Source organism: Syntrophomonas zehnderi OL-4, assembly GCF_000983115.1.
GTDB lineage: Bacteria > Bacillota > Syntrophomonadia > Syntrophomonadales > Syntrophomonadaceae > Syntrophomonas_B > Syntrophomonas_B zehnderi.
In genome coordinates this window covers 20,554-35,085 of record NZ_CGIH01000052.1, presented here as the reverse complement: position 1 = coordinate 35,085, position 14,532 = coordinate 20,554, and the positions used below count along the sequence as shown (strand labels likewise).

Sequence of the window (14,532 nt, the reverse complement as noted above, 5' to 3'; positions counted from 1 at the left end):
CCTATATATTACGCCACAGATTGGCCCCACCCCCTCCCCTTACTCCCCCATCTTTCCGTCATTTTAGGCCCAACCGAAACATTTTTTGTTTGGAAAATCTTACTCCGGATGTTGTGGTTATTTTGTCGTATAATGTTTATCCATAGGAGGCGAGGGTTTGCAGAAACGTTAAGAAGAAAGGATGATAAAATGCTTAAAAAAAAGCGTAGCTGTAGAAACGTGTCGTTTTTAATACTGTTAACATTTGTATTTACCATAATCGGTCCATCGTTTACCCCCTCGGAAAGTTCTCTCATACATAACAGTACCGCAATTACACCTGGCGCAATACATAAAAGCCTCCATTCCCCCTTAGATATTTTCAGCACTAAAACTGTCAGTGCCGCTACAGGCAAAGCGGTGCAAACTGCCAGTGTTAATTCAAGTAGCACCGCCGGGGTGTCGATTAAAACACTGGCACCCGGAACCATACATGCAACCGAGCTCTACGTAATCAAAAGCGGTAAACCTGGGCCTACGGTTATGTTCATCGGCGGCGTGCATGGAAATGAAACGGCTGGTTACAAAGCTGCCCAGCAACTGACTAAATACCGTCCCAGCAAAGGCACCATCCTGGTCATACCCCAGGCTAACAAAAGAGCTATCGCAGCTAATAAGCGAACCGCCAAGGGGAGTATCGATCTTAACCGAGCCTTCCCAACCACCAAAAACGGCAGTGCCAACGGAACACTCGCAAAAGCGATCCTGAAAGTAATGAAAGACTATAAGGTCGATTGGGTAATGGACATGCATGAAGGTTATGACTATGCTAAAAATACTTCCAATAGCTCGGTGGGACAATCAGTAATTTACTATCCTTCCAGCCAAATGACTCCACTGGCCAAAAAGATTGTATCTTCACTGAATACAGGCATCAAATATAAAAGCAAACAGTTTTCTCTCCTCAAATACCCGGTGAAAGGCAGTGCCGCTCGATGTGCCGCTGTAACCGTTGGAGCTAATAGCTTTATTTTTGAATCCTGTTCCAAGGAGACTTTAAACAAACGTGTAAATAACCAGCTTAAAGCTGCCAATATATTGCTAAATCATTTAGGCATGAACTAGGCAACCAATCCCACCTAATGGTGGCAGTTTTTTTTAAACCGCAGGAGACAGTTCCCCTGCGGTTTTTAACTAGAAAAATCGCAAAAATCCGGGAACTTTTGCTTATAATGCAGCATTATTCTACAAACAAGTGTCCAGAATTACAACAGAGAGTGATTTAAATCACTACACTTTTATTTGTAATCTTTGCTTTTCACCGTTCCACACCCTCAACATTTTCCATTTATACTGTTAACCCAGGCCTATACTGCCAGCATATATATTCGTATACGTAATTTTAAATCACAAATAGTCATATCAGGCATGATATTTGCAATGATATATGGGCATCTGCATTTCGATTACTGAATTGCAGCATATCATTATGATTAAGATTAGGGGGAAAGTTGTAATGGAACAGACTACGATGAAAGCATTGGTATATCATGAGCCCAATAACTACAGCCTGACTGATGTACCGGTACCGCAAATCATTGAACCGACTGACGTAATCGGCAGAGTAACCCTGGCAGCTATCTGCAGCAGCGACATTCATACCGTAAAAGGTGAAGTGGAGAGTACTCCTTACCCCAAAACCATCGGTCATGAATGCTGTGTGGAAATCGTTGAGGTGGGCTCAGCGGTAAAAAACTATAAAGTAGGTGACCGTTGTGTAGTAAAACCGGGTTCCCATTGCGGAGAATGCCTAATGTGCCGACTCGGTCTTATTGCCATGTGTGAGAACGGCGGAGTATTTGGTAGTGTTGGCAAACTGGAAGGGTGTCATGCTGAATACATCAGGATTCCTGTGGCTGATATGGAAGGCCAGCTATATTTGATCCCAGAAGGCATGACGGAAGAAGATATTATTCTGCTCCCTGATATGTTGGCTACCGCTTACTTCGGACTCAATAATGCTCAGCTGAGCGAAGGGCAATCTGTGGCTGTTATCGGAGTAGGGCCGGTAGGATTGTCCGCCTGTCTGCTGGCAAAGAAGATGTTTAAAGCTCGTCAGGTAATTGCCGTAGATATACTGCAGTATCGTCTGGATTTGGCTTTAAAAGAAGGTATTGCGGATATCATCATCAACCCGGCGACTGATGATGTCGCCCAAAAGTTCCTGGAAGCAACCGGCGGTCTAGGTGTTGATGCAACCATTGAAACCCCGGGGCTGGAAGAAACCATGGCTATGGCTGTTGCGGTTACCAGACCAGGGGGTATCGTTTCTACCGTGGCTATATTTGCCGATCCCATCATTAAACTGCCCGTTGTGGAAATGATCGTTAAAAATCATCAACTTAAAATGGGAATCCAGGTCTGTGAAGGGGTGCCGGAGATGCTGGAATTAATCAAAGACGGTACCTTAAACACTAATTTCATGCTTACCCACAAAGCTCCCTTAAACGACATCATGAAAGGTTATGAAATCTTTGGCAACCGCCAGGACGGCTGTATCAAATGGCTAATTACACCTTACGAAAGATAAGTTGCCTTAGCTTTTTAATAATAAATTCATATATAAACAGCGTGCGCAACTAATAATTTAGTTTTTAATCCGTATTTGCTGGCAAGCTTCTAGCTATAAGCTGGAAGCTTTCTTTTTTTGTTTTGTAATTTACATTAAGATAATATATAGTGGAAAATTATTAGACAATTTATGCTATATTGTTTAAAATGAATGAAATTTTCTGGCTTTTTATACGTGGTTGCTAGAATAATAAACAAATGGCCCATAAATTAGTTCCTGGGGGAAATATTGGGGGGATGGTTTTCCTATGAGCTATTATGATTATTGTAAAACGGCTTATAACAACCTGGCTGATGCCTGGAATATGTTTATGGATACCGGGCAATTACAAAATGGAATTTTAAGGCCGGATTCCTATACCTCCTGGATAAGGTGCGATCACAAGAAAATTCACGGCCCTATTGTATGCCTGTCTGATGAAGAATTTGCCCGCCAGCAGTCATCAAGCCGCATTCTGATAAACAATTACAAACCGGTCATGCGGCGGGTAGACTGTATTTTAAGGCATAAAGAAGTCTTAAACTATGCCCTTATACTTATGGATTCCACAGGGCTTATATTAGATGTCGTTTATAGCGGCAGCCAGGATATTCCCCTGGGCAATCGCTATCATGAGTTGCTGGCTTGTTCCAATGCCATTAATATTTCTCGCCAGGAAAATAAAATGGTTGAGGTTTACGGATACGATCATATTTATCCCCAGGCATCGACATGGAATACCATCGGGGATCGAATCCTTAATTATGACAAAAGCATAGCCGGTGCTTTCGGCATTGTCAGCGAAACAAACAACGTATCCACGCTGGTGCCGATTGTTAAAATAGCCTCCCAACTGGTTCAATCCAGTTTGGTTTTTGAACAGATTGCGGTTAACAAAATTGGTTTGCTACTGGAAGAAATCCCAGAAGCAGCAATCGCGGTCAACCAGTCAGGTGAAATCATAAGTGCCAACCAGGGATTCTCCCAATTGTCGGATACTCCATTAAAGCATCTGATCGGCAAAAATATCCGTGACTATTTATTAGGTGAAATCGATTATCGCAAATTACTGGCCTGCAGTGATGAGTTGAGTACTATTAACAGTATTACGATTAAAGGCCAGCGCAAAAACAACTATACCATGGTTAAAAAGATCTTTATCGATAATTTTTATCACCATTCCCTGATTACCCTTTCGTTTAAAAGAAATACTCCCCAAAAGATTGGTTTTATACCTTCCCAGGCTAACAATAGCCTGCATCGTTTTGAAGACCTGATCGGAGAAACGATGCCGATCAAATTGGTTAAAACTATAGCTCAGAAAACTGCCCGTTCTTTCTTTAATGTACTCATCGAAGGAGAAAGCGGCACCGGCAAAGAGCTTTTGGCCCAATCCATTCATATGGCCAGCCGTTCACAGGGTCCTTTTGTGGCGATAAACTGCGGGGCGCTTACCAGGGAATTGCTGCAAAGCGAGCTTTTTGGTTATGAAGAAGGGGCCTTCACGGGAGCAATTAAAGGAGGCAAGCCGGGTAAATTTGAACAGGCCGATGGTGGTTCCATTTTTTTGGATGAAATCGGAGAAATGCCCATCGAGATGCAGGTCAGCCTCTTACGCTGTCTGCAGGATAAAACCGTCACCCGGGTTGGAGGCAGCCAACCCCGTAAGATCGATATACGGATCATCGCCGCAACCAACCGCAATCTCTATGAACAGGTCAGAAATGGCACTTTCAGAGAAGACTTGTATTATCGCCTTAATGTCATCGAAATAAAAATGCCCCCTTTACGGGAACGCGTTGCTGATATTCCCCTGCTGTGCAGTCATATTCTAAGCGAACTGAGCCAAAAACTTGATTTGATTGATGATGTCAAGATCAGCCCGGCCGCCCTGGATTGCCTCTGTCAATACCATTGGCCCGGAAATGTGCGCGAACTGCAAAATGTATTGGAACGGGCCGTTATATACAGTGATGGCAATATCATTGATTGTGAATGTTTGCCCTTGTTTATACGCGAAAATCCCCCCTTATCAACTGATAATAACAGTAGCCTCAAGGATTTTGAACGAACGGCAATCATGGAAACGGTTTTAAAACACCAAGGTAATATCAGCAAAAGTGCTGCCGAATTAGGCATTGCCCGCTCAACCCTATATCAAAAAATGAAGCGCCTGGAGATCCCCCTGAAAACCCTGCGCAAATAAAGGAATATCATATACCTACCAACTATTTAATTAGAAATGTGTCGAATATAGCTGAATTAACAGTTATCTTAATTTGTGTTAGAATTTAAATGAATCTAGCCGGTAGATAGATGCGATTACAGAGGCAATCTTGCCAGTAAACGTTAGGAAGCAGTACCCGCGGATTAATTAAACAAATCTTGCACTGATTTAACTTTTAAACATACTCTATCTGCAGCATCAGCCTTTATACTTTAAAACCCGCTTTCTCAAGCGGAAGCTTTAGCACAAACAATCACAGCGGACGCTCGCCGTTTAATAATGGATGAGGACAATACAAAAGTAGTAAAGTAGGTAACCTGCGGTCATGGGCGCTTCATGGGATGCGTCAACTTTTCCTATCATAGAAAAAATACAAGCTGCCCTGCCCAGATATCTGATTTGCGTGATGGAGGCGATTAGCTTTGTTAAAATCCTCTAATTTTGCATTGGCTAATGTTATGGATGCACTGATAAAAAACCCCAGTATTTTTTTTGTGGTGGTAGATGCCGATGCCCGAATTACCACTATCAGCCAAACCCTGTTGGATATCCTGGAAATGACGGAAGATGAGGTTTTGGGCAGAGATATTGGGGAGATTATACCAGACGGCAAACTGACTCGGGTTTTGGAAACAGGCTGCATTGATGAAGCTGATGTGGTAGAGATAAATGGGCATAATACCATTGTGAACCGGGTACCGATAATTAAAGAAGGCAGAATTATTGGTGCGGTAGCCAGCAGTTTGTTCTTGGACATATCATACGCCCAAGAACTGATTGACAAATTTAATGAAACCGAACCCAAAACAGATCCTGAATTAGATACCATTATCAACGAACTTATTGACAGTCCGGCTGTGGGATATATTATTATTGACAGAAACGGCCACGTAAGTCATGTTAATCAGACCTATCTTGATGTTTTAGCGAAATCACGCCGGGACGTAATTGGCAAGCATGTAAAAGATATTACCCCTCATTCCAGACTTCCCCGAATTCTGGAATCGGGCAGAGTGGATAAAGTAGATATCTGGTCTGTAAACAACCATCATATGATCGTTAACCGTTTGCCGATTGTTAAGGATCATCAGGTAATCGGAGCTATCGGACATACTCTGACCCTGGATGTTACCGCCCATGAATTTCTAATGGATAAACTGCAGGAGAATAATGAATTTAATATTATATTTCAAGGATTGATAGAAAACCCTTATACAGCCTATGTTATAGTAGATCATTTAGGCTACATAACTATTGTCAACAATACTTTTTTAAAATTATTAAAAATGCCGCGGGAAGCAGTCATCGGCAAATATATTTTAGACATTGTTCCCAATTCCAAACTGCCGGAAATCCTAGCTACCGGAAGAACCGACAAAGCCGACATCTGGGGTCTGCATCCCGATGAAGATATTATCGTTGATCGGCTGCCCATAAAAAAAGACGGTCAAATAATCGGGGCTATTGCCCATAGTGTTGTTCTGGATATGAATGAAGTGAAGTCTCTTATTAGAAGGCTGCAGGATACCCAAAAAGAACTTTTCATATATAAAGAAGAAATCCGTTCCATATATAAAGCCAAATGGCAGTTTGAAGATTTAATCGGCCAGAGTCGTGAGTTTACAAATATTAAAGATATGGCCCGCCAATTTTCCAAGACTTCGTCAACCCTACTTATTACCGGCGAAAGCGGTACCGGCAAAGAGTTGTTTGCCCAAGCAGTTCATAACGCCAGCAGTCGCAGCTTGGGGCCATTTATCCGAATCAATTGTGCCGCCCTGCCCGAAAACCTTCTGGAATCAGAGTTATTTGGTTATGAAGAAGGTGCCTTTACCGGCGCAAAAAAAGGGGGCAAACCTGGAAAATTTGAACTCGCCAAAGGAGGAACCATATTTCTGGATGAAATCGGTGACATGCCTTTTAATATGCAAACTAAGCTTTTAGCGGTTTTGCAGGAAAGAGTGGTGGAAAGGGTAGGGGGAACCTCGCCCATCGACATAAATGTAAGAGTTATAGCCGCAACCAACCGTGATTTAGAAAAAATGATAAATAATCACGAGTTCCGTGAAGATCTTTATTATCGCTTAAACGTTGTTCAGTTAAGGATTCCCCCCTTAAGAAAACGCCTGGATGACCTGCCGCTATTAGCGTATAGTTTAATTGTCAGACTTAACCATCACTTAGGAACATCTGTTAACAGCATCTCCGATGAGGCCATGGAAATATTACGAAACTACACCTGGCCCGGAAATGTACGGGAATTGGAAAACCTATTGGAAAGAGCGATCAATCTTGCCCATATGAATTTCCGCAATTGTATTCAAAAAGCTGACCTCCCTTCTTTGTATAATGACAAATACGATTTAGACGCTGCCACAGAAATAAACGAGGAAAAAACGTTGGCAGAAAAGATTGAGGACATAGAGAAAGAACTTATTATCCAGGCTCTGACCAAAAGCGGTAACAACAAGTCTAAAACAGCTAAACTGCTTGGGATCCATAGTTCCGCGCTCTACCGCAAACTGAATAAATATGGTCTTAGCTAATCGATTATAATTAAATCACTCACTTTTACATTAATCGTCGCGCCCCAGAAGCATTCTGCTAGAAACGGTTGCATGTGTCAAAATCGTCCTGTTTTTTGTGCTTTATTTCACATATCTGCGAAAGCGCTCTCCTATTTTGGGATAATAGTATCCCAACCCCCTGCCACCAAGGAGTTTGTACTCTAATTCACTTTTTTCCGTACTATTTTCCACCCGCAACGTCTCCTGTTTTGGGTTCTTATTCGTCCGTTCATCTTTAATCTCCTTCCTCTCTTTCCCTTGTATACTGGTCAACACGAGTGTTTATGCAAAATTGGCATGACTCTTGTATATATGTATGAGCATAAACAACAAAACGGAGTCAATACGCGAGAGGAGGCTAGTTCTAAAACATACCAAATCTACAAACAATCAGCAAAGGAGGATTTATAAATGAACATAAAAACAATTGGTTTATTAGGTGCCGGAACGATGGGACAAGGGATTGCCTGGACATTGGCATCCGCGGATTACCAAGTCATACTCTATGATATTAAGCAGGATTTCTGCGACAAAGCGGTTAAAGCGATAGGCAAAAGCTTGGGAAAGCTTGAAGAAAAGGGTAAAGCTCCGGCCGGTACTAAAGATGCGGTACTGAATAATATTAAGACTACCGGGAAATTTGAAGATCTGGCTGCTTCCGATTTCGTAATTGAGGCTGTATTTGAAAACATGGAGGTTAAAAAAGATGTTTATACGCGTCTGGATGCCTTACTGAAACCGGAAGTAATCATCGGAACCAACACTTCTTCCCTATCCATTACCGAAATTGCGGCTATTACCAAAAGAGCTGACCGGGTAATCGGTATGCATTTTTTTAATCCCGCTAACGTTATGAAACTGGTTGAAATCATTCCGGCATTGCAGACTTCCGAAGAAACCGTAGCCGTGGTTACGGAGCTTACCAAAAAGATTGGTAAAACTCCAGTTAAGGTAAAGGAAGGTCCCGGGTTCGTAGTAAATCGCATTCTCACTCCGGGCATGAATGAGGCCTGTTCTATTCTCTATGAGAACCTAGCTACCGCCGAGGATATAGATACCGCCATGAAATTAGGTGCCAACTGGCCTATGGGTCCCCTGGCGCTTTGCGATCTGGTCGGAACCGATATCGCCTTGGCCGTTATGAACACGCTTTATGAAGAAACCGGTGACCCCAAATATCGACCCTCTACCCTCCTAAAACAGTATGTACGGGCCGGCTGGTTAGGGCGCAAAACTGGTCGCGGCTTCTTTGAATACTAGAAAACAGCTGGATGAGTTGCAATAAAAATTTCTCATCCTGATTGGGGGGTGTAAACATGACTTACGAAAACGTGATTTTAGATAAAGAAGATAACCTGGCAACCCTTTATATCAACCGTCCCAAAGCCATGAATGCACTTAACCGGGAAACCTTGTTGGATATTAAGGCCGTTTTAATGGATGTTAAAAATGATTCAGATGTGAAAACGTTAATCATTACGGGATCTGGTGAAAAGGCTTTTGTGGCTGGTGCTGACATCGCCTATATGCATAATTTAAGTGTTAGTGAAGCCCGGGCTTTTTCTCAATTAGGTCAAGATGTCTTTCGCATGATTGAACTTATGGAAAAACCCGTTATCGCAGCAATTAACGGATTTGCCTTGGGGGGCGGCTGTGAATTGGCCATGGCTTGTGATATTAGACTAGCTGCTGAACATGCTGTTTTTGGTCAACCTGAGGTAGGACTGGGGGTAATTCCCGGCTATGGAGGAACCCAGCGTTTGGCCCGACTGGTCGGAGAAGGACGAGCCAAGGAGCTGATATTTACCGGGGATACTATCAAAACCCCTGAAGCTTACCGGATTGGCCTGGTAAACCATGTTTATCCTGGCAGTGAATTGATGGATCAGGCAAAAAAACTGGCTGGCAAGATTGCCCGTCAGGCCCCTTTGGCAGTCGGTTATTCCAAAACAGCGGTCGGCAAGGGTCTGCAGGTAGATATTGATACCGGTATCGGCATGGAGTCAGATTTATTTGGCATGTGCTTCGCCACTGAAGATCAAAAAGAAGGTATGAAAGCCTTTATGGAAAAAAGAAAGCCTGATTTTAAAACCAAGTAGTTAAGGAAGTGATTGCAAAATGGATTATATCGCCGAATATAAAAGCAAATTGATAACCGCTGAGGAAGCAGCCAAACTGGTTAAATCAGGCGACTGGGTTCAGATGGGCGAATTTGTCATGCAGCCTAAGGATTGTGATGCAGCCCTGGCCAAACGTAAAGACGAATTAACCGATGTAAAAATCCGCCTGACAACTATGAGTTGGCTGCCCGAGGTTTGTAAGGTGGATCCGGAAAGAAAACATTTTATCATGAATGATTGGCACTTTTCCGGTACTTCTCGGCGGTTAATGGATAAAAATTTATGCAGTTATATCCCGCTGACTTACCATGAAGCCCGCTCTCTTTATCAAGACCTGGATGTTGATGTGAGCTTTCAACCGGTAACCTCAATTGACAAAAATGGCTTTTTTAATTTCAGTACCTCAAATTCAATGGCCTCATACAGTACGAAACAGGCTAAAAAGCTAGTCGTAGAGGTAAACTCCTCTGCCCCGGTATGCCTAGGAGGGCTGGGAGAATCGATCCATATATCAGAAGTTGATTACATTGTGGAAAGCAGTACCAATTCCAAATTAGTCAGTTTGCCTGAACTGCCGGTTAGTACGGTCGACCAGAAGATCGCTGCACTGGTAATGGAGGAGATGATGGACGGTGCCTGCATACAATTAGGCATCGGTGCTATGCCTAACACGGTTGGAGCCTTAATTGCCCAATCGGATTTGAAAGATCTGGGGGTACACACAGAAATGCTGTGTGACTCGTTCGTGGACATGTACGAGGCCGGTAAAATTACCGGAGCCAAGAAGACTTTGGACAAAGGAAAAATGGTATATACCTTTGCCATGGGTAGTGACAAGCTCTATAATTTCCTGGACTATAATCCAGTCTGCGCCAGTTATCCGGTACACTATTGCAACGACCCCTACATTATCGCTCAAAACAACAATGTAGTAGCTATAAACAATGCCTTGGAGGTTGATCTTTATGGTCAGGTAGCATCGGAAGCCTCAGCAGGAAGGCAGATCTCGGGAACCGGCGGTCAGTTGGATTTTATTATCGGTGCTTTTCACTCTCAAGGCGGAAAACCAATAATCGCCCTTAGTTCCAGTGTGAAAAAATCAGACGGCAGCTTAGTCTCCCGCATTAAACCAGGTCTTAGTCCAGGAACCATCGTAACCGTTCCGCGTTCAATTACCTCATATGTTATTACCGAATATGGTTCCTTTAATTTGAAAGGTAAAAGCACCTGGGAGCGGGCCGAAGGCTTGATAAATATAGCCCACCCAGCCTTTCGCGATGAACTTGTAAAAGCCGCTGAAGATGCCAAGATTTGGTTAAGAAGTAATAAGCTCTATGCCTAGACCAATTTAGATTAATTAACTTAATTTTAATTTATGAAAGGGGAACTGCAAAATGAGAGAAGTCGTAATAGTAAGTGCTTGTCGTACAGCTATCGGGAAATTCCTGGGAAGTTTAAAAGATGTATCGGCCAAGGATCTGGCTGTGACAGTCGGCAAGGAGGCCGTTAAAAGAGCCAACATTCCCGCAGATTCTATCGATGAAATTGTATTAGGTCAGGTTTTTGGCGGAATGCAGGGTTCCATGGTTTCTCGTCAGATCGGTTTGGCAGTAGGACTTCCAATCAGAAGTAATGCCTGTGCAGTTAACCAGAATTGTGCTTCCGGCATGCGGGCTCTGGATATTGCCTGTAACAATATCCTGCTTGGTAAAACCGATATTGCACTGGTAGTCGGTGTTGAAAATATGAGTGCCGCACCTTATTTAATTCCTAAAGGAAGAGGCGGATACCGGATGGGTCCCGGCACTATTGAGGATTCCATGCTGCACGATGGCCTAATTGACGGTTTGGTTCCGGGTCATATGGGCCTAACAGCCGAAAACGTTGCCGAAAAATACGGTATTTCCCGTGAAGAGTGCGACCAATTAGCCCTGATGAGTCATCAACGCGCCACCCGGGCAACCAACGAAGGTACTTTTAAACGTGAAATCGTTCCGGTGGAAATCAAGACTAAAAAAGGCAGTACCTTCTATGAAACTGATGAACACTTTATACCCGATGCCAATTTGGAAAAGATGGGCAAACTGCCTCCAGCTTTCAAAAAAGGCGGAGTAGTAACAGCTGCCAATGCTTCCGGTATAAATGACGCAGCAGCTGCGGTTGTCATTATGTCTAAAGATAAAGCTTTGGAATTAGGCGTTAAACCGCTTATGAAATTAATTACTATCGTTGCAGAAGGTGTAGCGCCTCAAGTGATGGGTCTGGGACCGGCGGTTGCTATTCCCAAGGCTTTAAAAACGGCCGGAATGAAATTTGAAGACGTTGAATACTGGGAAATCAACGAAGCCTTCGCTGCTCAGTTCCTGGGCGTAGGGCGCATGTTAAAAGAAGAATATGGGATTGAGCTGGATATGAACAAATGTAACCTTAATGGCTCCGGAATTGCCCTGGGTCATCCGGTTGGATGTACTGCCCTGCGGATTATCGTTTCTTTATACTATGAACTGGAAAGACAAAACAAAACCGTTGGCGGAGCCTCGCTCTGTGTAGGAACAGGCCCGGCTTTGGCATCTTTGTGGACCCGGGACATCTGATTTGACCAGACACTAATCTTGACAAATTTTTGGAGTGGCCGGGTTTAATCATGTAAGCAAATAGGAGATGGCGGATCCTAATTGCTCAAATTTAAACCCGGACACACCAGATATTAAATTAACTAACCGCCATAGGTGTCAGGAACACACAAAAACCTCTGATAATTTTACTATGGTTTATTGCTAATCACCCAACGGGTACAACTGATGATGCTTCCCTTTTGGCCGCTATTAAGGTTGCTCAGTTAATCCGCGTTTATTTAAATTAATTTTCAAACTTTTAAGAAAAAACTAATGACAGGAGGGTTATATTATGGACTTTCGTTTAACCGAAGAACAAGAAATGATCAGACAGATGGCAGCAGAATTTGCCGCTAATGAAATTACCCCTTATGCAGCTGAATGGGATAAAGCTGATGAGGTTCCTATGGATACTATTGCTAAAATGCATGATTTGGGTTTAATGACGATAGGTATTCCCGCCGAATACGGCGGAGATGGCCTAGATTGGTTATCCAAATATTTAGTATGCGAAGAGATTGGTGCCGGGGATGCCGGTACGGCTTGTACTTTGATTGCTTCTACCCTGTTGGCTTCTGACCCCATCTGGGTTGGGGCCAATGATGAACAGAAGAAATGGTGGTACGGACGTTCGCTGGAAGGTGCCCTTTGTGCATTCTGTTTGACTGAACCCGGAGCCGGCTCTGATGCTCTGGGTATGTCCTGTAAATGCGTTAAGGACGGGAATGATTATATCTTAAACGGGACCAAACAATTTATTACCAATGGCGGAATTGCGAGAAACTTCTCCGTTTTTGCAACCCTGGACAAAAAAATGGGCAATAAAGGGATATGTTGTTTTATGGTTGATAAAGACTTTCCCGGCGTTTCTATAGGTCCTAAAGAGGATAAAATGGGGATCAGAAGTTCCAGTACCACTCAGGTTATTTTTGAAGATGTAAGGGTTCCTAGCTGGATGATGCTGGGCGGCGAAGGACAAGGCGTTCCTATCATGATGGAAACACTCGACCTTTCTCGTACCGCTGTTGCGGCGATGGCCACGGGTATTGCTACTGCTGCATTAAATACTGCCATTGCTTATGCCAATGAAAGACAGCAATTTGGTAAACCCATTGCTAGCTTCCAGGCCATATCCTTTATGCTGGCTGATATGGCTACAGCTGTTGAAACCTCTCATCTTCTTTATCAAAAGGCCGCCTGGCTGCAGGATAACAATCTGCCTTTTAAGATGGTATCCAACATGGCAAAAATGTGGGCAGCTGATACAGCTATGAAGGTTACCACCGATGCATTACAGGTTCTGGGCGGATATGGCTACACGAAAGAATATCCAGTTGAAAAATACATGCGCGATGCCAAAATCATGCAGCTGTTTGAAGGTACGGTACAGATTCAAAGAATGGTAATAGGCAAATACCTAAGTCAGAATGGCTATGTTGCATACGCATAAAATGCTGATTTTGACAATTTAATATAACCTCTTTTATAGTCAGCCTTCTTTCCTTATGCTGGGACAATGAGTTTAAAACTCATTGCCCTGGCTTTTTTTTATTTTTTAGTTATTTCTCAATATTTTAGGCAGGGAAAATGTAAGATAAATAGAATAAGATTAATGTGTTTTGACTTTCGACTTTGTTTAGCGCATATGGACGAATTAGAGGGTTTGGCTCGAATGGGTTCCTAATCTTTTACACGATCAACTTATACCATTTTATCCGCAGAACTTCTTAGACTACCTCTATAATTAAATAGTCTCCGAACTGTAAGCCTAACGCCAATCAGCTATGGCAAGCAGTCCTTAGGGTAATTTCGGAAACGTATCTACCTCCCATTGCGGAAAGGAGACATGAACTTAACGGCTGGTCTGATAAAATGCAGATCCTGTTGTTGGTTTATGCCTTATTTTCCGACAATGGGTTTTTGTGCTTTATACAAAACAAAACAGGAGGTGAAAAGATGACTGAATATCAGGTGATCATTGATGGCTGCAAAAACCTTAAGGGAGGTATTATTGAAGCTTTTCATGCCCTTCAGGATAAATATAATTATATCCCTGCAGAAGCCTTGCGGGAGGCAGCCAGACAGTTTGGAGTCTCCGAAGCAGAAGCATATGGGGTTGCTACTTTTTATTCCTACCTGGCGGTTGAAAAAAGGGGCCGGTATGTTATCCGTATGTGTGAAAGCGCACCCTGCCACGTAGCTGGAGCCGATGAGTTGTTAAAAGAAATCGAAACCGCTCTGGGGATAAAAACTGGAGAGACTACAGCCGATGGCAAATTCACTTTGGAACTGGCCCAGTGTGTGGGACAATGTCAAGCAACACCGGTAATTACTATCAATAGTCAACCATATTTTAATGTTACCAAAGAGAAATTAAAGGAAATTTTAGCCGATTGCAAATAATTAATGGGGG

The 14,532-nt window shown here is 43.0% G+C and carries 10 protein-coding genes and 1 riboswitch; all 10 genes read left to right on the top strand.

The features are described from left to right. The first annotated feature begins 189 nt into the window (after positions 1 to 189). The 10 genes from AAV90_RS13490 (at position 190) to AAV90_RS13445 (ending at position 14,522) form a co-directional block, all read left to right on the top strand. Complete coding sequence (locus tag AAV90_RS13490) at positions 190 to 1,104, top strand: M99 family carboxypeptidase catalytic domain-containing protein (RefSeq protein ID WP_046500070.1); 915 nt, start codon at positions 190 to 192, stop codon at positions 1,102 to 1,104. A gap of 391 nt (positions 1,105 to 1,495) precedes the next feature. Further along, positions 1,496 to 2,569: an alcohol dehydrogenase catalytic domain-containing protein gene (locus tag AAV90_RS13485; protein ID WP_046500068.1), complete on the top strand. Its 1,074-nt coding sequence runs from the start codon at positions 1,496 to 1,498 to the stop codon at positions 2,567 to 2,569. 289 nt (positions 2,570 to 2,858) lie between these two features. Continuing rightward, positions 2,859 to 4,796 (top strand): sigma-54 interaction domain-containing protein, encoded by a 1,938-nt coding sequence (locus AAV90_RS13480; protein ID WP_052729813.1) that lies wholly within the window; start codon positions 2,859 to 2,861, stop codon positions 4,794 to 4,796. 443 nt (positions 4,797 to 5,239) lie between these two features. Continuing rightward, positions 5,240 to 7,363 carry a sigma 54-interacting transcriptional regulator gene (locus AAV90_RS13475; RefSeq protein WP_242847582.1) on the top strand — a complete coding sequence of 708 codons (2,124 nt, stop codon included), beginning with the start codon at positions 5,240 to 5,242 and terminating at the stop codon, positions 7,361 to 7,363. 432 nt (positions 7,364 to 7,795) lie between these two features. Beyond that, positions 7,796 to 8,644 carry a 3-hydroxyacyl-CoA dehydrogenase family protein gene (locus tag AAV90_RS13470; protein WP_157609587.1) on the top strand — a complete coding sequence of 283 codons (849 nt, stop codon included), beginning with the start codon at positions 7,796 to 7,798 and terminating at the stop codon, positions 8,642 to 8,644. 56 nt (positions 8,645 to 8,700) lie between these two features. After that, positions 8,701 to 9,483, top strand: coding sequence for a short-chain-enoyl-CoA hydratase (locus AAV90_RS13465; RefSeq protein ID WP_046500066.1), 783 nt, complete (start codon positions 8,701 to 8,703; stop codon positions 9,481 to 9,483). Between the two features lie 19 nt (positions 9,484 to 9,502). Then, entirely contained in the window at positions 9,503 to 10,846 is a 1,344-nt protein-coding gene (locus AAV90_RS13460; protein ID WP_046500064.1) for an acetyl-CoA hydrolase/transferase family protein, read from the top strand. A 52-nt stretch (positions 10,847 to 10,898) separates the two neighbouring features. Further along, positions 10,899 to 12,098: a thiolase family protein gene (locus AAV90_RS13455; protein ID WP_046500062.1), complete on the top strand. Its 1,200-nt coding sequence runs from the start codon at positions 10,899 to 10,901 to the stop codon at positions 12,096 to 12,098. 313 nt (positions 12,099 to 12,411) lie between these two features. Then, positions 12,412 to 13,569, top strand: a complete 1,158-nt coding sequence (locus AAV90_RS13450) for an acyl-CoA dehydrogenase family protein (RefSeq protein ID WP_046500060.1) — start codon at positions 12,412 to 12,414, stop codon at positions 13,567 to 13,569. 291 nt (positions 13,570 to 13,860) lie between these two features. Continuing rightward, a riboswitch (molybdenum cofactor riboswitch) is annotated at positions 13,861 to 13,979 on the top strand. Positions 13,980 to 14,075: 96 nt separating this feature from the next. After that, entirely contained in the window at positions 14,076 to 14,522 is a 447-nt protein-coding gene (locus AAV90_RS13445; RefSeq protein WP_046500075.1) for an NADH-quinone oxidoreductase subunit NuoE family protein, read from the top strand. The last annotated feature ends 10 nt before the right edge of the window (positions 14,523 to 14,532 follow it).